We start from the raw sequence: 23983 nt of genomic DNA on the forward strand, positions 1-23983 counted from the left end.
TTCCGCATGCCCGCCGACCACCGAGGGGGACTCATGCCAGGCCCGTCCACGCCTGCCCCGACCGATCCGCAGCCCGGAGCCGAGCACGGCCCGTCGGCCGGCCACAGCCTGTCGGCCGGCCACAGCCCGTCGGTCGAGCACAGCCTGTCGGCCGAGTACGGCCCGTCGGCCGAGCCGGACGCGCAAGCCGCCCCGGACTCGCCGTTCGACATGTACCGGCCCGGCGCCCCGCACCGCGCGCCGGACGCACCCGTGCCCCCGCAGCCCGGCCGGCTGCGCGCCACCGACCCCGAGCGGCACGCGGCCGCCACCCCCCGGGTCCTCCTGCTCGCCGTGCTCGCCGGACTGCTGACGGCCTGGCTGCTGTACGACGGGATCGGCGCCAACCTGCTGATCTGCGGCGCCGCCACGGCCGGCGTCGCCGGCCTGGTCGCCCGAACCGCCGGCCGCCGGATCCGGCCCTGGACGCTCGCCTGGAGCCTGCTGGCCCTCGCCCTGCTCGCCGTCCCGGCCCGCTGGGACGCGGGCTGGCCCGCCCTGCTCGCCTCCGGCTGTGCGCTGGGACTGGCCTCGCTCGCCCTGCACGGCGGGCGCCGCTGGCCGGGGGTGCTGCTCGCCCTGCCCGCCCTGGTCTGGCAGCTGATCCCGGGGCTGAGCTGGATCTGGGAAAGCCTGGAGGGCCGCCCGCTGCCGGGAGCCGGACGGCTCGTCCCGGTGCTCAAGGCGCTCGCCGTCGCCGCCGTCCTGCTGACCGTCTTCGGCCTGCTGTTCGCCGGCGCCGACGCCGCCATGGCGGACCTGCTGGCCGGCCTGGTCCCCAGCTTCGACGTCCACCAGCTGCCGGGGCGCGGCACCCTGTTCGGGCTCGGCACGCTCACCGCCCTCGGCTTCGCGCACATCGCCGCCGGGCCGCGCCGCTGGGACCGGCTGGAGGTCCGCCCGGGCCGCGAACGGCGACGGCTGGAGTGGGCGCTGCCGCTGGTCGCGCTCGACCTGCTGTTCGGCGCCTTCGCGGTGATCCAGGCGGTCATGGTGCTCGGCGGCGCGGACGCCGTGCTGGCCAACACCGGGATGAGCCGCTCCGCGTACGCCCGGCAGGGCTTCTGGCAGCTGAGCGTGATCACCGTGCTGACCCTGGTCGTGGTGGCCGTCGCCAAGCGCTGGGCGCCGCGCACCACCCCGAGTGACCGCCGGCTGGCCCGGATCCTGCTCGGACTGCTCTGCCTGCTCGCGCTGGCCGTGGTCGCCTCGGCGCTCGGCCGGATGTGGTTCTACGTGGACGCCTCCGGGCTGACCACGCTGCGGCTGTGGGTGCTGGTGGTCGAGATCTGGCTGGGCGCCGTGTTCCTGCTGCTGCTGGCCGCCGGGCTCACCCGCCGGGGCGGGGGCTGGCTGCCGCGCGCCGTAGTCCTCAGCGGGATGCTCACCGTCGCCGTCTACGGGCTGATGGGGCCGGACGCGATCGTCGCGGAGCAGAACGTGGCCCGGTACGAACGGTCGCAGCAGATCGACCTGCGCAACGTCCGCGACCTCTCGGCCGACGCGGTGCCCGCCCTGGACCGGCTGCCCGAGCCGCAGCGGTCCTGCGCGCTGCAACTGATCCGACGCGACCTCGACCGGGACACCCGGCCCTGGTACGCGGCCGGCGGCTCGGTCACCGGGGCGCGGCAGGTGCTGGCCGAACGGCCGTTGGTGGAGGGGCCGCGGTCGGGGCGGGGGCCCTGCGAGTGGGCCGGGCTGGCGTCCGAGCGGGGCTGGTAGCGGCCGCCGGGCCCGGGCCGGGGGCGGCTGGGAACGCCGCGGGGCCGGCCGGGAGCGTGCTGCTCCCGGCCGGCCCTCGGCGGTTCCGTGCCCTGCGGCGGTTCCGGTGCCCCTCGGCGGTTCCGGTGCCCCGCGGGGGCCCGGTGCCCTGCGGCGGTTCCGGTGCCTCGCCGGGGCCCGGTGCGGATCAGTGCATCGCGATGCCGGCGCTGTCGCCGCTCGGCAGGTCGCTCGCCTTCGCCTTGACGACGAAGACCGCGATCAGCAGCGCGATCCCGGCGAGCACCGCGCCGACGATGAAGCCGTGCGAGATCCCCTGGGCGAGCACCGAGTTGGCGGCGTCGGAGCCCGGGAGGAACTCGTGGTGCTGTTCGAAGTAGCTGTGCTCCGCCGGACTGCCGTTCTGCAGGAACGCCGGCATCTGGAGCTTGCCCTCGGCGGTCGCGTAGTGCGCGAAGACCGTGGTCAGGATCGAGAGGCCGAGCGAACCGCCGATCTGCTGCATCGAGTTGAGCAGACCGGAGGCGGCGCCGGTCTCCTCGCCCGGGACGCCCGCGACCGAGAGCAGCATCACCGGGACGAAGATCAGGCCCATGCCGAAGCCGAAGATCACCGTGGGGCCGAGGACACCGTCGAGGTAGCCGCTGTCCTTGCCCATCTGGGTCAGCCAGGTGAGGCCGACGGTGACCAGCAGCGCACCGCCCGCCATGAACGGCTTCGGGCCGTACTTGGCCTGGAAGGTCGAGGCGAGCTGCGCGGCGATGATGATCGCCACGCTGATCGGCAGGAACGAGACACCGGCCTTGAGCGGGCTGTACCCGAGCGGTCCCTGCACGAACAGGACGACGTAGAAGAAGATGCCGAACATGGCCGCGGCCAGGCAGAGCATCATCACCAGGCCGCCGGTGCGGTTGCGGTCGGCGAACAGGTGCAGCGGGGTGATCGGCTGGTCGGTGCGCCGCTCGATCACGACGAAGGCGGCCAGCAGGACCGCACCGGCGGCGAAGGAGCCGAGCGTCAGGGGGTCCGACCAGCCGTCCGAGGCGGCCCGGATGAAGCCGTAGACGAGGCCGACCAGGCCGAGGGTCGAGGTGAAGGCGCCGGGCAGGTCGAAGCGGCCCGGGTGGCGCTCGGACTCGGCGATGTAGCGCGGCGCGGCGATCGCGATCAGCGCGGCGATCGGCACGTTGACGAAGAACACCCAGCGCCAGTCCAGGTACTCGGTCAGCAGGCCGCCGGCCAGCAGGCCGATCGCCGCTCCCGAGCCGGCCACCGCGGAGAAGACGCCGAACGCCTTGTTGCGTTCCGGCCCCTCCTCGAAGTTGGTGGCGATCAGGGCGAAGGCGGTGGGCGAGCAGATCGCGCCACCGATGCCCTGGAGCGCGCGGGCGGCCAGCAGCAGCGTGCTGTCCTGGGCGAAGCCGCCCAGCAGCGAGGCCAGGCCGAACAGCAGCGTGCCGAAGATGAACACCCGGCGGCGGCCGAGGATGTCGCCCGCCCGGCCACCGAGCAGCAGCAGGCCGCCGAAGGTCAGCGTGTAGGCGTTGATGACCCAGGACAGGTCGGTGGTCGAGAAGTTCAGCGCGTCCTTGATGTGCGGCAGCGCGATGTTCACGATGGTCGCGTCGAGCACCACCATGAGCTGGGTGGCCGCGATGACGGCCAGGGTGATGTTCTTCCCCCGGCCCTGGCCGGTCTTCGGTGGTGGGTTCTTGCTGAGCGTGTCGGAGATAGCCACGAATGTGCCCCCTGCTGGCTACGCGCGCGGTGCGGTGGGTGCGATGGGTGTGGTGGGTGTGGTGGTGCGCTCGGTGCGCGGGAACTGCGGTGCGTCAGTGGTGTGTCGGTGGTGCGTCAGCGGTGCATCGGCGGTGCATCGGTGCTGCTTCGCGTGTTCGGGGGCGCAGCGGATCCGCCGCCCCGAACGCGCAGCTGCGCGTCGGCGCAGACTGGGAAGGAACGATGCCGTTCACTAATCTGGACGATAGCCTGGGCTCGATAGTGAACGCAAGCGTTCCTTAAGGATGGTGGCAATGGATCGGTTGATACGGCGACCGGCGGCGGACCGGGCGCCCGGGGGGCCCGCCGTGCCGCTGCCGTCCGGCGGACTCCCGGCAACGCCCGGGTTGTCGGGAGGGTCGGCGGTGTCGGCGGTATCGGCGGTGTCGGGTGTGCCGGGGGAGGGGGCCGAGCACTGCTGCCCGGTGCAGGCCGTCCGGGAGGCGCTGGCCCGGCCGGTGCGGCGGCGGGGGAAGGAGTTGGAGAGCGCGATCTTCGAGGCCGCGCTCGACCAGCTCACCTCCGGCGGATTCGCGCGGCTGACGATGGAAGGCGTCGCCGGCGCGGCGCGGACCGGGAAGGCCGCGCTCTACCGGCGCTGGGCGTCCAAGGACGAACTCGTCATCGACGCCCTGGATGCCACTCTGCCACGCCCCTACGGCATCCCCGACCTCGGGTCCGCCCGGGCCGAGTTGCTGCAGCTCATCGAGCTGTTCACGGGCGCGATCTGCTCCCGGGCGGGCGCCGCCCTGCACGCGCTGATGGCCGAGCTCTCCCAGCAACAGGCCGAGGTGTTCAAGGACTTCATCGTGCAGCGGGTGATCGGGCCGACCAAGGACAGCATCCTGGACATCCTGCGCCGCGGCGTCGAGCGCGGCGACGTGCGCCCCGACGCGGTCACCCCACTGGTTGCCGACGTCGTCCCCGCGATGCTGATGTTCCAGGTGAAGGTCGCCGAACGCGACCTGGCCCCCGACTTCGCGGTCCGGCTGGTGGACGACGTGCTGGTCCCGATGGTCCGGCGGACGTAGCCGGTCCGGGGCCCGTGCGGGCGGGCTTAGGCTGGAGAGCGCCCCACCGCAGGGGGGGCCGCACTGCCGAACGGAGTCCGTGATGCCCATCGTCCCGCCGACGCACTCCGTCGAACGCTCGCTCCGCCGGGCCGGCGCCAAGGTCGTGGTCGGGCTGGACGAGGTGGGGCGCGGCGCCTGGGCCGGACCGGTCACCGTCGGGGCCGCCGTCACCGGCCTGCGCAAGCCGCCGGAGGGGCTCACCGACTCCAAGCTGCTCACCGAGCTGCGCCGCGAGGCCCTCGCGCCGGTGCTCGCCGACTGGGTCACCGCGTACGCGCTCGGTCACGCCTCGCCGCAGGAGTGCGACGAACTCGGCATGACGGCGGCGCTGCGGCTGGCCGCCGTCCGCGCGCTGGAGGCGCTGCCGGTCGAACCCGACGCGGTGATCCTGGACGGCAAGCACGACTACCTCGGCGGCCCCTGGCGGGTGCGCACGGTGATCAAGGGCGACCAGTCCTGCATCTGCGTCTCCGCCGCCTCGGTGCTCGCCAAGGTCCACCGTGACGGGCTGATGGCCGAACTCGGCGAGACCTGCCCGGAGTACGGCTTCGCGGACAACGCCGGCTATCCGTCCCCGGTGCACCGTTCCGCACTGGAGGAGTTCGGCCCCACCGACCACCACCGGCTCTCCTGGGCGTACTTGGACGCACTGCCCAAGTGGCGCCATCTGAAGCGCGGTCGGGACGCCTTCGGTGCCGGTCAGGGATCCGCCGACGAACAGTTGACGCTCGGTTTCTGACGGTCCGTCTGGAATTGCCCGGGGTGGGGGTGACGGAAGTCCCGTGCCCAATGGGTGGGGCGCCCGTGCGCGTTCGACCGGCATTTGATAGATATCCGGGTATGCCTGTCTTCCCCGAGGAGCCGGAGATTCACGAGAGCCTCCCGGGCCCCGGCGTTCCCTTCCCCCGCGAGTCGGACGCACAAGCCCTCCACGCGCCTGCCAACGGCGGCGCACCCGCCACCGCACCCACCACCGCCGCGCCGCTCCCGGTGCCCGGCCCGCGACCGGCGCCCCGTCCGGCACCGCCGCGTGCCGACCGCCCGGGACCGTCGCGCCTGATCCCCAAGCCCGGTCCGGCGCCGCGCCGCCCGGCCCCTGTCCCGGCCCCGGTCGCGTCGTCGGCCACGTTGCCGGCCCAGGCCACGTCGTCGGCCCCGACCACGTCGCAGGTCGAGGTCCAGCGCATCGCCGCCACCCCGGCGCAGGCGCTGGAACGCGCCGACGACGCGGTCGACCTGCTCCTGGACTCGGGCCGCAACCCGGGCGAGATCCTGGTGCTGACCGTCGGCGACGCCCACCCCTGGCAGCAGCACGAGCTGTCCTTCGGCGAGGAGCGCTACTGGGCGCAACTCGCCGAGGGCGGCGACGTGTTCTACGCGGACGCGGCGCCGGCCAGGCCGGTCCGCCGCGACGTGGTCGTCCTGGTGGTCAACGGCGGTCCGCCCGCCCGGGCCGCCGAGGCGTACGCCGACGCGCTCGGCCGGGCCAACGCCCTGCTGCTCGTGTGTGGGGAGGCCGGCCCGGCCGCCACGGCGGCGTCCGCAACCGCACCCGCGCGTCCGGTCAAGGCTTGACCGGAACTCCGACCGTCGTCCTCGCTCCGGGTCCGGTGCCTACGGTGCCGGGCCCGGGCCCGTCCGCACGGCCGGCGGCCCGTGGCCGAGGCCCGGACCGAGTGCTGAGGGTCAGGCGCCGAGGACCGAGCGGTGAGGGCTGCGCGGTGAGGGTCCAGCGGTGAGGGCCGAGCGCTGAGGACCGATCAGCGCGTCCCGGTGCGACGGCCCGGTTCCACGGCCGTGACCCGCGCCGGGATCCAGGGCGGCTCGGCCTGCGCGGAGCGCTGTGGGGCGTCGACCCGTTTGGCCTGCTCGGCGGCCTGCTGCCGGGCCCGCTGGCTGCGCGGGGCGTCGTCGAGCACCGACCGCGGCGGCAGCTCCGTCACGATGTGCAGCGGTCCGTCCGCCCACGAACCCGCGTGCGGGTTGCGTCCGCCCCGCCCGTCGCCGAGGATCTGCCAGCCCGTCGCGGTGAGCCCGATGTACGAGCCGCAGCGCAGCCCGTGCAGCCCGGCCGCGTCCCGCAGTGCCCACATCCAGGCGCCGTCCTGTTCCGTCCAGCCGGGCGCACCGTCGCGGCAGCGCAGCAGCACGGCCGTCCGGGTCGGCTCGGGCTGGCGCAGGTCGTGCGGGGTGACCCGGCGCAGGTGCGTCAGCAGGGCGTTCCGGTGCTGCCAGCCGTCGGTGTCGTGCGGCCAGGGCGTGAACGAGGCCGAGGCGGCCAGGTGGTGGAGCGCGTCCAGGACCGCCACCACGACCGTGCCCGGCTGGGGCAGGTGACGCTGGTGCAGTTCCAGGACGAACTCGCGCGGATCGCGCAGCAACGGGATCCCCGAGGCGGTCCAGGTCTCCAGGTCCAGCAGCCGTCTGGGCGCCGAACCTCCGGAGAGGGGATGCTGACCTCGGCCGATACCGTTGATCACGATCCTCCTTCCTGGCCCGTGGGCAGGCGGGTGCCTGGGTACGCCGAAGGGCGGGCCCAGCGGACCGGATTTCGGGTACCTCCCAATTCTCAGGGCAACGGGGCCGGAGCGGCAACGATGAAATGATGAACGCCACCCGATAGCCCATGTTCTGCCGGATATGTTCCACGTCGGCCCGAGTGGGGTTCGGGTGACGCCCGACCTTGATCCACACCACGCGAAGGGCATGTCGAACCGTTGTCGGCACGCTGGGCCCTCCTTATCTCGGGTCGGATCTCCGGTGTGATCGAAATCGCCCTGGCAACTCCTTTCCGTTAGACCATTCGAGTGATGACGGCCTCGGGAGCGGCGGCCGCCCGCCGCCCGCTCACCCCTGCACCCCCAGGACCAGCGGCAGCACCGCGCCGGCCCCCGCGCGGCGCAGCAGCCGGGCGGCCACGGTGACCGTCCACCCCGAGTCCACGAGGTCGTCCACCAGCAGCACCGGTCCGCCGGCGGCCGCCACCGCCTGCTCCAGCTCCGGCGGCAGCACCAGCGATCCGGCCAGTGAGTGCAGCCGCTGGGCGCTGTTGCTGCGGGCCCCGTGCGGCGGCAGCCCGCCGGCGTACTCGATCCGGCCGAGCAGCGGCAGCCGTCCGACCTCGGCGATCCGCGCGCCGAGGCTGCCGACCAGCTGCGGGCGGGTCGAGGAGGCCATGGTCACCACACCGACCGGCCGCTCCAGCCGGGTGCCCTCCGCGGTCGCGGGCCCGGCCCAGCCGCCGGGGCCGCGGGCCCAGTCGGCGAGCACCGCCACCAGGGCGTCCACCGCCTCGCCGGGCACCGGCACGTCCGGCGCCTGGTCGGCGAGCAGGGTGCGCAGCCGGGTGCCCCAGCCGATGTCGGACAGCCGGCCGAGCGCCCGGCCGGTCTCCGCCTGTTCGCCCGCCGGGATCCGGCCCTTCAACGGCACCCCGAGCGAGTCCATCCCGGTCGGCCAGAGCCGGCGCGGTTCGAAGCTCACGCCCGGGCGGCCGAGTGCGGCCCGGGCGGCGGCCAGTGCCTCCGCGGAGACCTCCGGGGTGTGCAGCGGCCCCGCGCAGTTGTCGCACCGCCCGCACGGCACGGCCTGCTCGTCGTCCAGCTGGCGGCGCAGGAACTCCATCCGGCAGCCGGTGGTCGCCGCATATTCGCGCATCGCCCGCTGTTCCGCCTCCCGGGAGGCGGCGACCTTGGCGTAGCGGGCGGCGTCGTAGGCCCAGCTCTGCCCGGTGGCCGTCCAGCCGCCCTTGACCCGGCGGACGGCTCCGTCCACGTCCAGCACCTTGAGCATGGTCTCCAGCCGGGCGCGGCGCAGGTCCACCCGGGGCTCCAGGGCGGCGGTGGAGAGCGGGCGGCCGGCCTCGGCGAGCGCGTCGATGGTGCGCCGCACCTGCTCCTCCGGCGGGAAGGCGAGCGAGGCGAAGTAGCGCCAGATCGCCTCGTCCTCGCGTCCGGGCAGCAGCAGCACCTCGGCCCGGTCCACCCCGCGGCCGGCCCGGCCGACCTGCTGGTAGTAGGCGATCGGGGAGCTGGGCGAGCCCAGGTGGACGACGAAGCCGAGGTCGGGCTTGTCGAAGCCCATGCCGAGCGCGGAGGTGGCGACCAGCGCCTTGACCCGGTTGGCCAGCAGGTCGGCCTCGGCGGTGCGGCGTTCGGCGTCCTCGGTGCGGCCGGAGTAGGAGGCCACCGGGAAGCCACGCTCGCGCAGGAAGGCCGTCACCTCCTCGGCGGCGGCCACCGTCAGGGTGTAGACGATGCCCGAGCCGGGGAGCCGGTCGAGGTGGTCGGCCAGCCAGGCGAGCCGGTGCGCCGGGTCGGGCAGCGCGAGCACGCCCAGGGTGAGGCTCTCCCGGTCGAGCGGTCCGCGCAGCACCAGGGCGTGCTCGTCGGTGCTGCCGGTGCCGAGCTGCTCGGCGACGTCGGCGGTGACCCGGGCGTTGGCGGTGGCGGTGGTGGCCAGCACCGGGACGCCGGGCGGCAGGTCGGCCAGCATGGTGCGCAGCCGGCGGTAGTCCGGGCGGAAGTCGTGGCCCCAGTCGGAGATGCAGTGGGCCTCGTCGACCACCAGCAGGCCGGTGGAGGCGGCGAGCTTCGGCAGCACCTGGTCGCGGAAGTCCGGGTTGTTCAGCCGCTCGGGGCTGACCAGCAGGACGTCGACCTTCCCGGCGGCGACCTCGGCCTGGACCTCGTCCCACTCGTCGGTGTTGGCCGAGTTGATGGTGCGGGCGTGGATCCCGGCCCGGGCCGCCGACTCGACCTGGTTGCGCATCAGGGCGAGCAGCGGGGAGACGATCACCGTCGGCCCGGCGCCGCGGGCCCGGAGCAGGGCGGTGGAGATGAAGTAGACCGCGGACTTCCCCCAGCCGGTGCGCTGGACGACCAGTGCGCGGCGGTGGTCGACCACGAGGGCCTCGATCGCCGTCCACTGGTCCTCGCGCAGGCTGGCGGCGGGGCCGGCCAGCTCGCGCAGGACGGCCTCGGCCCGCGCCCGGACCTCGGCGCGGTCGGCGGTGGCGGTGCTGTGGATGTCGGGCTGCTGCATGGCGTCGATGTAACCCCATGCCGCCGACAAGGGGCGAATGCGGGTGGGGTGGTGGAGTGGAAGGCCGGGTGTATTTCATCCGCTGATCCGCTGAACGGCCGCCAAAATTCACTCTCCGGAGTGGCCGTTCTGTGCTCCGATCGAGCGAAGGAAAATTCGGGGGCCGAGTTATCCACAGGAAAAAAGAAAGTGCCGGAGTCGTTCGCGCATTGCGCCCACGCTTGCGGCCATGAACGCGATGAACAACGAACACGTCACCCTGTCCCTGGGTCCGGCTTCCGAGCAGCGGCCCGTCGTCATGCGCGGTCCGGCCGATATGGCCGAGCTGTTGCCCTATCTCCTGGGGTTCTACCCCGACGACAGCATCGTCGCGGTGGGTCTCCAGGGCCCCGACCTCCACCAGGGCGGGGTCATCCGGGCGGATCTCCCGCTCTCGTCCGCGGACTGGCCGGCGGCGGCGGAGGAGACGGCCGCCCTGCTGGTCGCCCTCTCCGAGCGGCACGGCGGCCGGCCGCTCGAAGTGCTCCTCTACCTCTGCCAGGATCCGGTCACGGCGCACGCCCCGCCCGCGGTGGCCGAACTGCGGCCGCTGGCCGACCAGCTGCGCGCGGCCTTCGGGCGCAGGGGAGTGGCGGTCAAGGAGTCGCTGTGCGTCTCGGACGGCCGCTGGTGGTCCTTCCTCTGCCGCCGGGAGGGCTGCTGCGATCCGGCGGGCAACCCGGTGCGGCGCGGGCCCGATCCGGGCCCGGCGGCCGCCGCTGCGACGGTGGCCGGCCTGGTGCCGCGCGGCAGCCGGAAGGCGATCGTCGGTGCGCTGGCCCCGGTCGGCCCGCCGGCGGACGCCGCGCAGCGCGAGGCGCTCGCCCGTGCCGAGGCGCTCGCCGGGTCGGTCTCCCGGGAGCAGGGCCTCGAACTGCTGGAGCAGGCCTTCGCCGAGTTCGCGGCCGGTGCCCGGGAGCTCGACGAGGAGCGGACGGCCCGGCTGCTGTTCGCCCTGCGCGACCGCCTCACCCGGGACCGCGGCGTCGAGTTCGTCCGGCCGGCCGAGCTCGCGCCCGCCGAGCGGCTCTGGCGCTTCCTCGTACGGCGGGCCGTTCCGCCGTACGAGGGCTGCGCGGTGGCCCCGCTCACCCTGTTGGCCTGGGCGTCCTGGGTCGCGGGGGACACGGCCACCGCCCGGGTGGTGCTCGGCCACGTCCTGCGGCTCTCGCCGGGCTACCTGCTGGCGGAGCTGTTGTACGAGTCGATGAACGACGGCATGACGCCCGGGGCGCTGCTGTCCGCCGTCGAGGCCCAGCGGCGGCGCCGCGAGGAGCGCGCGGCGGCGGTGCGGCGCGGTTCCGGGCCCGCGGCCGAGGACGGGCCGGGGGCGCCGCCGGGTGCCGAGCGGGCCCCGGGCGGCGAACCCGGGCCGCGCTCAGGCTCGCCGGGCAAGGCGCGCCGACGGCACCGGGGCGGGCGCCGGAAGGGCGGTTCCGCGGCCCCGACGCCGACCGCGACGCCGACTCCGGAGGATCAGAGCCAGGGCGGTCCCGACCACCCCGGTGGGCCGGGGCCGGCCGGTCGACCCCGGGGCTCGGTCGCCCTGCTCCCGGCCCCGGGCTGCGGGCCTGCGGCCGGGGCACGGCCCACCCGGGGTGTGCGCCTCGGCCGGGCGGCGGCCTGCGCCTCGGCCGCCGTCCGGTCCGGCGCCGGCCTGCACCGGGGCCGCGGTGCCCGACAGGGGGCGGGAGGAGCCCACCGTGCGCACTGAACCGCCCGCCGCCCCACCGGTCGGCAGGGTGCTACGCCTCCCCGTGCGCCATCTTGATCAGCCGGTCCAGCACCTTGCCGCCGCTCGTCCGCAGGCCGTCGTGCTCCCACTCGTTGGTGATCCAGGTCCGCAGCCCGCGCACCGCGCGGGCGGTCTCCAGCGAGTCGGCGGTGTCCACGTACATGTCGTCGTGGTACACCGCCGCCACGACGGGCACGGTGTTGGCGGCCAGCCGCGCCGGGTCGTAGAGGTCGGGCCAGTCGGTGCGGGCGGCGAGCAGGTCCGCCGTCTCCTTGAGCGGGCGCAGCGCCGGGTCGGTGTCGAACATCCAGGGGTAGATCATCTCCCCGGTGAACAGCACCGGGCCGTCGCCCTCCAGCGCGGCCCGGGCGTCGAACTGCGGGAACTCCTTGCGGACGCGCTCCGCCGACCAGGCGGTGCCGCCCTGGTCCACCGAGCGCTGACCGTAGATCGACTCGTGCAGCACGGCGTACAGCGGGCCCTCGGCGAAGGAGAGCCGGGCCTGGACGCCGGCCAGGAAGGTGTCGGAGAGCTCGGCCCCGGCCGGGCCCTCCACCCAGGCCTCCTCCAGGAGGTAGTGCAGGGAGCCGGAGCCGCTGCCCCCGCCGAGCATCATCCCGAGCACCTGGAAGGCCTCGACGGTGAGCAGTCCGCCGTCGGGCAGCGTGGCGGGGGAGTCGGCCAGGTGGGCGGCGATCCGCCGGACGGCCTCGACGTCCTGCGGGAAGCGGGCGTAGTGGTCCTCGTTCTTGCGGACGACGCGCGGGTAGGCGGCGCGGTAGACGTCGTCCGCCGAGCTGCCGAGGCCGGAGAGGCCACCGGTGATGAAGGCCTCCGTCAGGCCTTCGGGAGCGAAGGAGAGGTAGGTGAGGGTGCAGAAGCCGCCGAAGCTCTGGCCGAGCACGCTCCAGCGCCGGTCGGCGCCGAGCAGCCGGTGGCGGATCAGCTCGGCGTCCCGGACGATGGCGTCCGCGCGGAAGTGGGCGAGGTAGTCCGCCTGCTCCTGCGGGCCACCGCGACGGGCGAGGGTCTGCCGGGTCGCGGGGGTGGACCGGCCGGTGCCGCGCTGGTCGAGCAGCAGCACCCGGTAGTCGTCGAGGGCGCGCTCCAGCCAGGCTTCCCGGCCGAGCGGGCGGGCGGCCTTGCCTCCGGGGCCGCCCTGGAGGAACAGCAACCAGGGCAGGTCGCCGCGCTCGCGGCCCGAGGCCACCACCTCGCGGGCGTAGACCTCGATCTGCTCGCCCTCCGGGGAGGCGTGGTCGAGCGGGACCTGGAAGACGTGGTCGGTCGTGACAATCCCGGGCAGCCGGCTGACGGTGGACATGCAACTCCTCGGTCTCTGCTGGTCACAGCGGTTGCGTCGCGGTTCACGGGGTCACCGGGTACGGGCGCCGCGACCCCCGCACCGTATCCTGACCGCGGTCGAGCACCGGTTCGACCGCCTCCGCCCAGCGGACCGGGCGGCCAGCAGCGCCCCGGCCCCGGAGTGCGGCCCGGGTCAGGGGCGGCTCCGAGCTCCCGGGCAGGCCTCCGGTGACGGCCCGGCAGGGGCGGCGCCACCGTCGGGGGGCCGGGTGCGACCAGCGACAGTCCCGGCGGGCGTGACCTGGCGGCGGTGCGCGGCGTTCACCCCCCGGGGCCCTGTGTCCGGCGGGCGCGGGTCGCGGGGCGGGGTGGCACGGGCGGGGCGTCACCGGTAGGCCGGGGCGCCGGGTGTGACGGAGTACCGGGCACGACGGGTGTGCCCGACGCGAAAGGCGCGGAGCGCCGGTACCGGACCGGTACCGCACACCGCATGGCACGGCCCACCGTCGGGTACGGCCAGACACGGCACGACCGCCGACGGGAGCGTCCCCGTCGGCCGGGCACCACCAGCACGCGATCGAGCATGCTCGCGGCCCACCGGCCTGACGGCCACCGGACCGCCGAGGGGAGGAGAGTCCGGTGACCGCCATGAGGCCACTGCAGGCCATGCCGGCCGAGAGCGTGGTCGGCGCGCCCAGACCGGTCGGCCGTCCCGACCAGGTCCCGCCGGCCGGGCCCACGGGCGCACCCGCCGGCCCCGGCCGACCGGCGGCCCCGCCGCGCCCCCAGCCCCCGGCCGTCCACCACGCGCTGCTCTGCGTCAACGCCCCCGCGATGGCGGCCTCCGGCCCGGACGGCCAGCTGCGCGGCCACGGTCTGCACGGCTTCTACCGCAACGGCGTCCGGGTGCTGGCCCGGATGGAGCTGCGGCTGGGCGGGATGGAGCCGCTGCCGCTCCAGGGCACCCTGACCAGCACCGCCCAGGCCCGCTTCCTCGGCGCCGTCCGCCTCCCCGGCGACCCCGACCCGGACCCGGCGCTCACCGTCGAGCGGCTGCGCCACGCGGACGGCGTGGAGACCGTCACGGTGCGCAACACCGGCGCCCGGCCCGCGCGGCTGCCGCTGGAGATCGCCCTCGGGACCGACCTGGGCCCGGTCGCCGAGATCGCCGCCGGGCACCGCCCGCCCGACCTGCCCGGCCAGGTGCAGTCGGCCGGGCTGCGCTGGTCCGGCCCGGTGCACAGTGCCGTGGTCGGCGCCAAGCCCTCGCCGCACGCCGTCCTCGCCGGGGCCGGGGTGCTCCGCTGGGACTTGGAGGTCCAGCCCGGTGCCCGCTGGTCGGTCGAGCTGCGGGTCGAACTGGAGAGTGTCCCCGGCGGCCCGCGCCCGCCCGGCGGGCGCGGCACCGGCGTCCCGCTGCCCTGGGCCGAACCGGAGGTGCGCTGCGACGACCCGCGCGCCACGCTGCTGGTCGACCGCTCCCTGGACGCCCTCGGCGGGCTGCTGTTCGCCGACCCGGACCGCCCGACCGACCTCTACCCGGCCTCCGGCGCGCCCTGGCGCTTCGGACTCGCCCCGGCCGACGCGCTCTGGGCCGCCCGGCTGGCGCTCCCGCTCGGCACCCGGCTCGCGGCCGGCACCCTGCGCGCCGTGGCCCGCCGTCAGCAGCTCGCCCCCGCCCCCGGCCGCACCGAGGGCCTGCTCCCCGGCGCCCTGCGGCACGGCGGCCCCGAGCTGCCGCCCACCTGCACGGCCACCGAGGCCACCCTGCTGTTCGTCACCGTGCTGGCCGAGGCCTGGCGCTGGGGGCTGCCCCGGGCGGAGGTCGCCGAGCTGCTCCCGTCCGCCGAGCGGGCCCTGGCCGCCCTGCGCGAGGGCCTGGTCGACGGCTTCGTCACCGACCTCGGCCGCCCGGCGGAGGACCGCGCCGCCCAGCCGGTCGCCGCCCGTGCCGAGGTGCAGGCACAGGCCCACCGCGCCGCCCTGCACGGCGCCGAGCTCCTGGAGGCCTTCGGCAGGCCGGGTGCCGGGGAATGGCGGGCCTGGGCCGCCGGGCTGCGCGGACGCTTCCGCGAGCGGTTCTGGATCGACGACCTCTCCGGCGGCCGTCCCGCCGCCGGGCTGGCCCCGGGCGGCCAGCCGCTGCCCGCCGTCGCCTCCTCCCTGGTGCACCTGCTCGACACCGGGCTCGCCGCCGACGGCGGCCGGCACGAGAGCCTGCTGGACCGCGAGCACACCCGGCTGCTCGCCCAGCGGCTGGTCGCGCCCGAGCTGGACAGTGGCTGGGGCCTGCGCACCCTCAGCGCCAAGTCACCCCGCTTCAACCCGCTGGGCCACCGCGGCGGCGCGGTGCGGATCCACGAGACCGCGCTGGCGATCGCCGGGCTCGCCGAGGCCGGCCACGAGAACGAGGCCGGCGCCCTGCTGGAGGGCCTGCTCGCCGCCTCCGCCCACTTCGAGGGGCGGTTGCCGGAGATGTACGCGGGCGAGCAGCGCACCCCCGGCTGCCCACCGGTGCCGCACCCGGCCGCCTGCCGCCCGGCGGCGGTCTCCGGGGCCGGAGCCGTTCACGCGGTGTTCGCACTCGCCGGAGTCCGGCCGGACGTCCCCGGCGGCCGGGTCCTGGTCCGCCCGGCCAGCACCGCCCCGCTCGGCGAACTCGAACTGACCGGCCTGCGGGTGGCGGGGGAGCCCTTCTCGGTGCGGGTGAGTCGGATCGGAGTGGCGATGGTGGAGGAGGCCCCCGCGCACCTGCAACTGGTCGCCCGCTGACACCGGCTCCCGAGCCGGGACCACCCGTGCGCGAACCGTCTCGGACGGACGGCGGCCGGCTGCTGTGCGCTCCGCGTACGGGCCTGTGCTTATCGTCAGAGAGACGACTATGATCGTCGCCATGTCGCGCTACGATCCGTCGGCCTTCCCCCCGTTCGCTGTCACGGTTGACCTGGTGGTTCTGACGGTGCGCGACCACTCGCTCTGCGCCCTGCTGGTCAGACGGGGTGAGCCGCCCTACCAGGGGTACTGGGCGCTGCCCGGCGGCTTCGTCCGACCGGACGAGGGCCTGGCCGAGGCGGCCTCCCGCGAGCTGGCCGAGGAGACCGGTCTGCGCGCCCACTCCGCCCCCGGCCACGAAGCGGTCGGCCCCGGCGCGGCCGGTGCCCACCTGGAGCAGCTCGCCACCTACGGCCACCCGCAGCGCGACCCCCGGATGCGCGTGGTCAGCGTCGCCTACCTGGTGCTCGCCCCCGACCTGCCGACCCCCCGGGCCGGCGGTGACGCCAGCGGCGCCCGCTGGGCGCCGGTCGGCGAACTCCTCGGAGGGAGCCCGGCCGACGGAGTCCCGCTGGCCTTCGACCACGGCCTGATCCTCGCCGACGGTGTGGAGCGCGCCCGCTCCAAGATCGAGTACTCCTCCCTGGCCACCGCCTTCTGCCCGACCGAGTTCACCGTGGGTGAGCTGCGCCGCGTCTACGAGGCCGTCTGGGGCGTCGCCCTCGACCCGCGCAACTTCCACCGCAAGGTCACCGGCACCCCCGGCTTCCTCCTCCCCTCCGGGGGCACCACCACCCGCCAGGGCGGTCGCCCGGCGCAGCTCTTCACCGCCGGCGGCGCGACCGTCCTCAACCCGCCGATGCTCCGCCCCGACTCCTGAGCCCCCACCGAACGGCCCCGGCCCGGGAGCCGGACCGGCGGCACCGGGGCACAGTGGCGGTGGACGCTTCGGTCACCGGACCGAAGGCCTGCGGACCCTGGGAGCCCTGCGATGGCCGTCACCGACGACTGCGCCCGGCAGCGAGGCATCATCGAGACCTTCGTCGCGGACTTCGAGAACCTCACCGAGGTCACCGAACGGACCGAGAAGGAGCTGGCCGCGCTGAAGGCCGCGCACGGTGACCCGCAGGCGATCGCCTCCGTGGAGGAGCGGCTGAGCGCGGAGAAGGAGCAGTTGGCCGAGACCGCCGTCCAGGGCCGGGCCGCCGTCGACGAGTACCGGGGCGAGTGCGTCGGCCAGCCGCTCCCGCCCGGTGCCAAGGTCTTCGTGTCGCCGTAGGGCGCGCCCCGCGGACCTTGTCCGACCCACGGCCCACACGACTCTCCCCGGCCGCCTCCTCCGGTGAATCGCAGGATCGGATTGTCCCCTGATCGGGTGAGGTGGGCAGGCGGTGGGCCCGTCGCGGTTCGGTAATGCCCGGAATCGGCGCTGCTGACCCCTAATGTGCTGGCGTCGAGCAGGTCGGCCGAGGGCATGGGAGCAGCCAGCGATGATCCAGATCACCGGACTGACCAAGGTCCATCGCAAGGGCGCCCCGCCCGCGGTGCTCGATCTGACCTTCGACGCCCGGCCCGGGATGGTGACCGCACTGCTCGGCGACGAGGGGGCGGGCAAGTCCACGGCGCTGCGGCTGATGCTCGAACTCGAACGCGGCCAGGGCATCACGCTCTTCGAGGGCCGCACCTACCGCCGGATCCGCCGCCCCGAGCGCGAGATCGGCGTGCTGCTGCCGGCCTTGGGGGAAGGTGCCGCGGCGGTGTCCGGGAACCCGGGCCGCAAGGCGCGCGGCCACCTGCGGATGCTGGCCGCGGCGGTCGGGGTCCCGACCCGGCGGGCCGACGAACTGCTGGAGCAGACCCGGCTGGCCTCCGTCGCCGGACAGCGGCTGCGCACCTTCTCCCCGGGGATGCACCGCCGGCTCTCGCTGGCCGCCGCGCTGCTCGGCGATCCCGGCACGTTGCTGCTGGACGCCCCGACCGAGGGCCTGTCCCCGCGCAACGTCGAGTGGTTCCACTCCTTCCTGCGCTCCTTCGCCGTCGCGGGCGGAACCGTGCTGGTGACCACCCGCACCCCGCAGGAGGCGGCCCAGCTGGCGGACCGGGTGGTGACCCTGGACCGTGGCCGGATGCTGGCCGACCAGCCGGTGGCGGAGTTCTGCCGGACCAGGCTGAGCCCCGAAGTGGCCGTCCGGGGGCCGCAGATGGCACGGCTCGCGGACCTGCTGGTCAGTCAGGGCGCCGAGGTCCGCCGGGACGGCGGGGCGGGGATCGCGGTGGCGGGCATCGACCGCACCGAGATCGGTGAACTCGCCTACCGCCACGGGATCCTGCTGCACGAGCTGGCCGACCGGGTGGTCGAGCAGCCGGTGCCCCGCACCGCCCTGCCGGTGGCCTCCGGCCGCTCGGGCCGCCTCCCCCTCCAGCCGGAGGCCGAGGCCGCCGTCGAGGCAGCCGCTGGTCCCGTCCCCGATCCCGTCCCCGATCCCGCCCCCGAGCTCGCCGCCCCCGAGCCCGGGCTCCCCGCAGCCGCCGTCCCGGAGCCCGCCTCGGAGGGCCGTTCCCGCGAGGACGCGCTCCGGAGCACCCGGGCGCTCCCGGTCGCCGCCGTGACGGCCGCCCTGCCCGTTCTCGCCGCCCCCGCGCGGAAGCCGGCCCCCGCGCCCGCGCCCACCGTCGCCGTGGAGCGGCTCTTCCGCGACCGTCCCGCCCCGGCACCCGGGCCCCTCCCCGTCGAGCCCCTCCCCACCGCCCCGGTCCGCACCGTGGCCGAGGCCGCCACCGCGACCGCCACCGCGACCGAGGCGGTGCCCCCGGCCGAGCCCGTGACCGTGCGCACGCCCGAGCCGCGGCCCGCCGTCGGGAGCGGGGCCGACCTGCTCACCGACGACACCGTCCGCCTCGGCCGGGTCATCCCCGGCAACGGCCCCGCTGTCGCCCCCGCCACCCCCGACGACCACCGGAGCGAGTGAACCGTGCGTGTCCTGGCCTACGAGCTGCGCCGCCTGCGCGGCCTGCGTTCCACCTGGCTGCTGCTCGCCGCCGTCCTGCTCTGCGACGCGGTCGTGGCCGCCGTCCTGGCGAGCCAGGCCCCTCCCGGCCCACTGGCCGGTCCGGCCGGGGTGCGCCTGCTGACCGCCGCCGTCCCGCTGATCCCGCTGCCCTTCGCGGCGCTCGGCGCCGGTGTGCTGGGCGCGCTCTCGTACGGCCACGAGGTGCGCCACCCGGGGCTGGCGGCCTCGCAGGTGGCGTACGGGCGCCGGGTGCGGCTGCTGCTGGCCAAGCTGCTGGTGGTCGGTCCGGTGGCGGCGCTGCTGGCGCTGGCCACCCTGCTGGTCGACCTGGTGGCCGTGCACCTCGCGCTGCCGGACGGCGTGACGGTGGCGGCCCGGACGGATCCGGGCGCGCTGTCCGGCGGGGCGTCCGCGGCACTGGGCGCGGTCGGGCTGGACCGGCCGGCCGACCTGCCGGGCCTGTTCGCCCCGCTGGCGCCGGCGACCGGTCACGGGGTGCCGGGCGCGCTGCTGGCCTTCGTCCTGCTGACCGTGGTGGCCGCCTGGACCGGTGTGCTGACCGCCTCGCTGACCCGCAGCGCCGCCGCCGGGGTCTTGCTGCTGTGCGCGCTGCCGCCGCTGCTGGAGTCCGGCGTCGCCCTGCTGCTGCGGCGCACCGGCCGTCCGTGGCCGACCCGGGCGGCGGAGCTGCTGCCCTTCCAGTCCGGCGTCGAGTGGGCCTACGGCTGGGTGTACGGCGGAACGCGCGAGGCGGCGGCCGGGGGCGCGGCGTTGACGGACCCGGCGCTGCTCGCGGCGGTCGCGGCCCCCGCGGGGGCCCTGCTGCTGGCCGCCCTGCTCGTCCAGGCCCGCCGCCGCGCGCTGTGACCCACGGGTGACCCACCCCGTGGACCTCGGGCCCGCGCCGCGGACCCGCCGCCGCGGTACCGGTGCTGCGGTACCGGTGCTGCGGACCGGTACCGCCCGTCCCGGGGCGGTGCGCCGTCCCGAAGCACCAAGATCGACCAGCAGTGACCGCAATGCGCGGTTCTTCCTGATAAGAAGTCAATTATCCAGTCACGGTCGATCACCCTTTCGTGTGCTTTTCACGAGAATTCTCAAGCTGCGCCTGCCGATCGCCGACAAAGGAGGCGTGAGTACCCTTGCGCACCCCACCATGACCCCCGCCCGTTCCGCCGACGGGCCGATCCACGGCCCCGGCGACCTGGACCGCTTCTCGTACGCCGACCGGCCGATGCCGCCGGCGCCCCGTTGGGAGGGCGCCGAGTCCGACATCGGCCGGGTCGGCCGCAAGACCACCAGCAGCCGCGGTCGCGGTCTGCACGGCCAGCTGGTCCAGCAGCTCGGCCAGATGATCGTCTCCGGCGACCTCGGCGCCGACCGTCCGCTCGTGCCGGAGGAGATCGGCCAGCGGTTCGAGGTGTCCCGGACCGTCGTCCGCGAGTCGCTGCGCGTGCTGGAGGCCAAGGGCCTGGTCAGTGCCCGCCCGAACGTCGGCACCCGGGTCCGCCCGGTCGGCGACTGGAACCTGCTGGACCCGGACATCATCGAGTGGCGGGCCTTCGGGCCGCAGCGGGACGAGCAGCGCCGGGAGCTGTTCGAGCTCCGCTGGGCGATCGAGCCGCTGGCCGCCCGGCTCGCGGCCGGCCACGGCCGGGAGGACGTCCAGCAGCGGCTGGTCGAGCTGGTCGAGATCATGGGCCACGCCGCTGCCCAGGCCGACCTGTCCACCTACACCCGGGCCGACGCCGAGCTGCACGTGCTGATCCTGCAGATGGCCGGCAACCGGATGCTGGAGCACCTGTCCGGGATCGTCTCCTGCGCGCTGCAGGTCTCGGGCGGTCCGACCATCTCCTGCGAGCGGCCCTCCGAGTCCTCGGTCAACCTGCACGCCCGGCTGGTGGATGCGCTGGGCACCGGCGACGGCACCGCGGGCGAGGCCGCGATGCGCGCGCTGCTCACCGTCCACCCCGAGCTGGAGCCCTCCGTCCCCGCCCCCCGGGAGCACTGAGCGGGCTGTTCTCCGCGAGCGGGCCCGCCGGGTGCGGGCCGCTCCGCCAGGGCCCTCCGGCCGCCGCACCGCGCGGCGCAGCCGGAGGGCCTTCGCGTGGGGTCGGCGTCCCGCCCGGGTCCAGCCCGTGCCCGCCCATGTCCCGCCCGAGTTCTGCCCCCGTCCGGCCCCGCGCCCCGCCAATGTTCCGCGCATGACAATAGACTTCACCGCGAGTGCGCGATGATGGATGGCGGCCCGGGGTCGAGGGCACCGAACGGTGTGACCCGCGACACCAAGGCCATGCGTAACACTTGACGAGTAGCAGCGATGTCTCCTGAGCGGGAGCAGCTCCGGAATACTCCAACATGTCAGAATGCTGTGTTGGTCCGCGGCGCTGCTGCCGTCCTGCAAACCCAGTCCTCAAGCCCGAGTCGGTCGGAATCGACACCGCGCGTCCGACGCGCGATTTCCTTCCCCGCCCGCTCGGGCGGCCGGTACGGGTTCGAGTCCACTCATCGTCCGAGAGGTTGTTCGTGTCGGCCAGCACATCCCGTTCGCTTCCCCCCGAGATCGCCGAGTCCGCGGCTCTGCTGGCGCTCATCGAGCGGGGCAAGGCCCAGGGGCAGATCGCCGGTGACGACGTGCGCCAGGCGTTCGAGGCGGACCAGATCCCGGTCACCAAGTGGAAGAACGTCATGCGCAGCCTCAATCAGGTGCTGATTGAGGAGGGCGTGGACCTCATGGTCAGCGCGGCCGAGCCGGCCGGCGCCAAGCGCAAGAGCGTTGCCGCCAAGAGCCCCACCAAGCGCACCGCCACCAAGGCTGTCACCACCCGGACCCCGGCCGCTCCGTCGGCCCCGACCAAGCCGCCCGTGCGGATCGCCCCCGGCGCTCCCGTCGCGGCTCCGGCCGTCGCCGCCGCCGCGGCGCCCGCCCCCACCGTGTCCGCCGACATCACCGTCGTGGAGACGACCACGGTCGTCACCGAGGCGAAGGCCGTCGCGGCGAAGAAGGCCGCGCCGGCCAAGAAGGCCGCGGCCAAGAAGACCGCCGCCCCGGCCAAGAAGACCGCCGCCAAGAAGACCGCCGGCGGCAAGGCCGGCAAGGGCGACGAGGAGCTCATCGGCGAAGAGGAGCTGCTCGAGGACGTCGCGCTGCCCGGCGACAAGGCGGGCGAGGAGGCGGAGCCCGAGGAGGAGTCGCAGGGCTTCGTGCTCTCCGACGACGACGAGGACGACGCGCCGGCCCAGCAGGTCGCCGTCGCCGGTGCCACCGCCGACCCGGTCAAGGACTACCTCAAGCAGATCGGCAAGGTCCCGCTGCTCAACGCCGAGCAGGAGGTCGAGCTCGCCAAGCGCATCGAGGCCGGCCTGTTCGCCGAGGACAAGCTCTCGGCCGCCGACAAGCTCGCCCCGAAGCTCAAGCGCGAGCTGGAGATCATCGCCGAGGACGGCCGCCGGGCCAAGAACCACCTGCTGGAGGCCAACCTCCGCCTGGTGGTCTCGCTGGCCAAGCGCTACACCGGTCGCGGCATGCTGTTCCTGGACCTGATCCAGGAGGGCAACCTCGGTCTGATCCGTGCGGTCGAGAAGTTCGACTACACCAAGGGCTACAAGTTCTCGACCTACGCCACCTGGTGGATCCGCCAGGCGATCACCCGCGCCATGGCCGACCAGGCCCGCACCATCCGCATCCCGGTGCACATGGTCGAGGTCATCAACAAGCTGGCCCGCGTCCAGCGCCAGATGCTCCAGGACCTGGGCCGCGAGCCCACCCCGGAGGAGCTGGCCAAGGAACTCGACATGACCCCCGAGAAGGTCATCGAGGTCCAGAAGTACGGCCGTGAGCCGATCTCGCTGCACACCCCGCTCGGCGAGGACGGCGACAGCGAGTTCGGTGACCTGATCGAGGACTCCGAGGCGGTCGTCCCGGCCGACGCGGTCTCCTTCACCCTGCTCCAGGAGCAGCTGCACTCGGTGCTGGACACCCTGTCCGAGCGCGAGGCCGGCGTGGTCTCGATGCGCTTCGGCCTGACCGACGGCCAGCCGAAGACGCTCGACGAGATCGGCAAGGTGTACGGGGTCACCCGTGAGCGCATCCGCCAGATCGAGTCGAAGACCATGTCGAAGCTGCGCCACCCGTCCCGCTCCCAGGTGCTGCGCGACTACCTGGACTGATCGGCGGCCCGACCGGTCGGCAGGTCCGACCGGCGGCAGTACGTGACGAAGGCCCGGAACCCCACGGTTCCGGGCCTTCGGGCCGTTCGGGGGCGGTGCGTCAGCGTCCGGGTGGCGCTTGTCGCTCGTCCGGGTGGCGGCACACCCGGAAGCGGTCGCCCAGTGTAGTCGGTCACCTACGCTGTGCCGGTTGCCTGCTGCCGAGCCTTGTGGAGTGACGGTGCTGACCGACCCGGACCCAGTCGACCTGCCGACCCCCGTCCCGCGCCGGAGCGACCGCGCCGTCGTCCCGGCCGTCGCCCGGACCGGCCGCCGCCTGCGGCGACGGGGCGCGCTGCTGGCGCTGCTCGCCGCCGTTCCGGTGCCGCTGGCGGCGCTCGGTGCGGCCGGCCCGGCGCAGGCGCAGCGCCGGGTCGTCGGGGGTGCCACCGTGAGCACCGCCGACCACCCGTGGATCGTGGCGCTGGCCAGCCGCCAGCAGTTCGGCAGCGGGCGCTCCGGCCAGTTCTGCGGGGGCGCGCTGGTCACCCCGACCAAGGTGGTGACGGCCGCGCACTGCTTCTACGACGAGGCCAAGGGCCGGGTGGACCGCCCGGGGCTCAAGGTGGTCGTCGGCCGGGACGACATGCGCGGCTCGGCCGGCCACGAGGTGGCCGTCCAGCGGATCTGGGTCCACCCCGACTACAACTTCGCCGCGAACATGAACGACGTCGCGGTGCTCACCCTGGACGAGTCGCAGGGCTCCCGGCCGGTGGTCGAGCTGGTCGGCCAGGGCGAGAGCGGGCCGTACGCGGCCGGGACGGCGGCGCAGGTCTACGGCTGGGGCGACACCAGCGGGCGGGGCGACTACTCGCCGGTGCTGCGCCGGGTGGACGTGCCGATCGTCGCGGACCAGACCTGCGCCCACGCCTACCCGGGCGGGCAGGACGGCAAGTTCGACGCCCGCGGCATGGTCTGCGCGGGCGAGGAGAAGGGCGGCAAGGACGCCTGCCAGGGCGACAGCGGCGGCCCGCTGATCGTGGCCGGCCGGCTGGTCGGGCTGGTCTCCTGGGGGACGGGCTGTGCCGAGGCGGCCCACCCCGGGGTCTACACCAGGGTGTCCTCGGTCACGGACGCGGTGCGCTCCGCGCTCTGACCATCGCCGAGGGTGATGGGGCGATGACGTCCTGACGCCGTTTCGGCTCCGGCCCGGGGCCCCGCGGTCCGGGTGGCGGTGAACGCGGGGGAGCGGTCGGGAGAACAGCGGAGCCGGGGGGGGGGGGGCCGCGGGGGGGGGCCCCCCCGCGCCCCCCGGG

The 23983-nt window shown here is 75.1% G+C and carries 17 protein-coding genes; 13 read left to right on the forward strand and 4 right to left on the reverse strand.

Annotated elements, in window-relative coordinates:
- The first annotated feature begins 33 nt into the window (after positions 1 to 33).
- Positions 34 to 1761 (forward strand): DUF4153 domain-containing protein, encoded by a 1728-nt coding sequence (locus ACFXOZ_RS14875; RefSeq protein ID WP_380590499.1) that lies wholly within the window; start codon positions 34 to 36, stop codon positions 1759 to 1761.
- Between the two features lie 187 nt (positions 1762 to 1948).
- On the opposite strand, the gene ACFXOZ_RS14880 is transcribed toward ACFXOZ_RS14875, so the two are convergent.
- The gene (locus ACFXOZ_RS14880) at positions 1949 to 3400 is read right to left on the reverse strand and encodes an MFS transporter (protein ID WP_375889459.1); all 1452 of its coding nucleotides are present in this window, start codon (positions 3398 to 3400) and stop codon (positions 1949 to 1951) included.
- A 505-nt stretch (positions 3401 to 3905) separates the two neighbouring features.
- Here ACFXOZ_RS14880 and ACFXOZ_RS14885 point away from each other — a divergent pair.
- The 3 genes from ACFXOZ_RS14885 to ACFXOZ_RS14895 all read left to right on the forward strand — a co-directional run bounded on the left by ACFXOZ_RS14885 (position 3906) and on the right by ACFXOZ_RS14895 (position 6188).
- Positions 3906 to 4571 (forward strand): TetR/AcrR family transcriptional regulator, encoded by a 666-nt coding sequence (locus tag ACFXOZ_RS14885; protein WP_380590502.1) that lies wholly within the window; start codon positions 3906 to 3908, stop codon positions 4569 to 4571.
- A gap of 82 nt (positions 4572 to 4653) precedes the next feature.
- Positions 4654 to 5352 (forward strand): ribonuclease HII, encoded by a 699-nt coding sequence (locus tag ACFXOZ_RS14890; RefSeq protein ID WP_375889325.1) that lies wholly within the window; start codon positions 4654 to 4656, stop codon positions 5350 to 5352.
- 389 nt (positions 5353 to 5741) lie between these two features.
- Complete coding sequence (locus ACFXOZ_RS14895) at positions 5742 to 6188, forward strand: hypothetical protein (protein ID WP_375889322.1); 447 nt, start codon at positions 5742 to 5744, stop codon at positions 6186 to 6188.
- 185 nt (positions 6189 to 6373) lie between these two features.
- On the opposite strand, the gene ACFXOZ_RS14900 is transcribed toward ACFXOZ_RS14895, so the two are convergent.
- Both ACFXOZ_RS14900 and ACFXOZ_RS14905 read right to left on the reverse strand, forming a co-directional pair.
- On the reverse strand, positions 6374 to 7093 hold the full coding sequence (locus tag ACFXOZ_RS14900) for a hypothetical protein (RefSeq protein WP_375889320.1): 720 nt from the start codon (positions 7091 to 7093) through the stop codon (positions 6374 to 6376).
- Between the two features lie 367 nt (positions 7094 to 7460).
- On the reverse strand, positions 7461 to 9656 hold the full coding sequence (locus ACFXOZ_RS14905; RefSeq protein ID WP_380590506.1) for a RecQ family ATP-dependent DNA helicase: 2196 nt from the start codon (positions 9654 to 9656) through the stop codon (positions 7461 to 7463).
- A 229-nt stretch (positions 9657 to 9885) separates the two neighbouring features.
- Here ACFXOZ_RS14905 and ACFXOZ_RS14910 point away from each other — a divergent pair, with 229 nt between their 5' ends.
- Positions 9886 to 11409 (forward strand): DUF4192 domain-containing protein, encoded by a 1524-nt coding sequence (locus ACFXOZ_RS14910; protein WP_380590509.1) that lies wholly within the window; start codon positions 9886 to 9888, stop codon positions 11407 to 11409.
- A 31-nt stretch (positions 11410 to 11440) separates the two neighbouring features.
- Here ACFXOZ_RS14910 and ACFXOZ_RS14915 read toward each other — a convergent pair whose 3' ends face one another.
- Complete coding sequence (locus ACFXOZ_RS14915) at positions 11441 to 12754, reverse strand: alpha/beta fold hydrolase (RefSeq protein WP_380590512.1); 1314 nt, start codon at positions 12752 to 12754, stop codon at positions 11441 to 11443.
- Between the two features lie 629 nt (positions 12755 to 13383).
- Between ACFXOZ_RS14915 and ACFXOZ_RS14920 the strand changes: the two genes are divergently transcribed.
- The 8 genes from ACFXOZ_RS14920 to ACFXOZ_RS14955 all read left to right on the forward strand — a co-directional run bounded on the left by ACFXOZ_RS14920 (position 13384) and on the right by ACFXOZ_RS14955 (position 23823).
- Complete coding sequence (locus ACFXOZ_RS14920) at positions 13384 to 15507, forward strand: glycogen debranching N-terminal domain-containing protein (RefSeq protein WP_380590537.1); 2124 nt, start codon at positions 13384 to 13386, stop codon at positions 15505 to 15507.
- A 121-nt stretch (positions 15508 to 15628) separates the two neighbouring features.
- On the forward strand, positions 15629 to 16387 hold the full coding sequence (locus tag ACFXOZ_RS14925) for an NUDIX domain-containing protein (protein ID WP_375889312.1): 759 nt from the start codon (positions 15629 to 15631) through the stop codon (positions 16385 to 16387).
- A gap of 111 nt (positions 16388 to 16498) precedes the next feature.
- On the forward strand, positions 16499 to 16786 hold the full coding sequence (locus ACFXOZ_RS14930) for a hypothetical protein (RefSeq protein WP_375889310.1): 288 nt from the start codon (positions 16499 to 16501) through the stop codon (positions 16784 to 16786).
- Positions 16787 to 16997: 211 nt separating this feature from the next.
- Positions 16998 to 18476 (forward strand): ATP-binding cassette domain-containing protein, encoded by a 1479-nt coding sequence (locus tag ACFXOZ_RS14935; RefSeq protein WP_380590515.1) that lies wholly within the window; start codon positions 16998 to 17000, stop codon positions 18474 to 18476.
- A gap of 3 nt (positions 18477 to 18479) precedes the next feature.
- A complete protein-coding gene (locus ACFXOZ_RS14940; RefSeq protein WP_375889305.1) occupies positions 18480 to 19385 on the forward strand; it encodes a hypothetical protein in 906 nt (301 codons plus the stop codon).
- A 211-nt stretch (positions 19386 to 19596) separates the two neighbouring features.
- Complete coding sequence (locus tag ACFXOZ_RS14945) at positions 19597 to 20529, forward strand: FadR/GntR family transcriptional regulator (RefSeq protein WP_375889304.1); 933 nt, start codon at positions 19597 to 19599, stop codon at positions 20527 to 20529.
- A 509-nt stretch (positions 20530 to 21038) separates the two neighbouring features.
- Positions 21039 to 22688: an RNA polymerase sigma factor gene (locus ACFXOZ_RS14950; protein WP_380529962.1), complete on the forward strand. Its 1650-nt coding sequence runs from the start codon at positions 21039 to 21041 to the stop codon at positions 22686 to 22688.
- Between the two features lie 214 nt (positions 22689 to 22902).
- On the forward strand, positions 22903 to 23823 hold the full coding sequence (locus ACFXOZ_RS14955) for a trypsin-like serine protease (protein ID WP_375889299.1): 921 nt from the start codon (positions 22903 to 22905) through the stop codon (positions 23821 to 23823).
- The last annotated feature ends 160 nt before the right edge of the window (positions 23824 to 23983 follow it).

The organism is Kitasatospora sp. NPDC059160 (genome assembly GCF_042755465.1).
Taxonomy (GTDB): Bacteria; Actinomycetota; Actinomycetes; order Streptomycetales; family Streptomycetaceae; genus Kitasatospora.

Coding starts and splice junctions, on each gene's coding strand:
- ACFXOZ_RS14875 (WP_380590499.1), top strand. CDS start 34: ATGCCAGGCCCGTCCACGCCTGCCCCGACCGATCCGCAGCCCGGAGCC.
- ACFXOZ_RS14880 (WP_375889459.1), bottom strand. CDS start 3,400: ATGGTGGTGCTCGACGCGACCATCGTGAACATCGCGCTGCCGCACATC.
- ACFXOZ_RS14890 (WP_375889325.1), top strand. CDS start 4,654: ATGCCCATCGTCCCGCCGACGCACTCCGTCGAACGCTCGCTCCGCCGG.
- ACFXOZ_RS14905 (WP_380590506.1), bottom strand. CDS start 9,656: ATGCAGCAGCCCGACATCCACAGCACCGCCACCGCCGACCGCGCCGAG.
- ACFXOZ_RS14910 (WP_380590509.1), top strand. CDS start 9,886: ATGAACGCGATGAACAACGAACACGTCACCCTGTCCCTGGGTCCGGCT.
- ACFXOZ_RS14915 (WP_380590512.1), bottom strand. CDS start 12,754: ATGTCCACCGTCAGCCGGCTGCCCGGGATTGTCACGACCGACCACGTC.
- ACFXOZ_RS14920 (WP_380590537.1), top strand. CDS start 13,384: ATGAGGCCACTGCAGGCCATGCCGGCCGAGAGCGTGGTCGGCGCGCCC.
- ACFXOZ_RS14925 (WP_375889312.1), top strand. CDS start 15,629: ATGTCGCGCTACGATCCGTCGGCCTTCCCCCCGTTCGCTGTCACGGTT.
- ACFXOZ_RS14930 (WP_375889310.1), top strand. CDS start 16,499: ATGGCCGTCACCGACGACTGCGCCCGGCAGCGAGGCATCATCGAGACC.
- ACFXOZ_RS14935 (WP_380590515.1), top strand. CDS start 16,998: ATGATCCAGATCACCGGACTGACCAAGGTCCATCGCAAGGGCGCCCCG.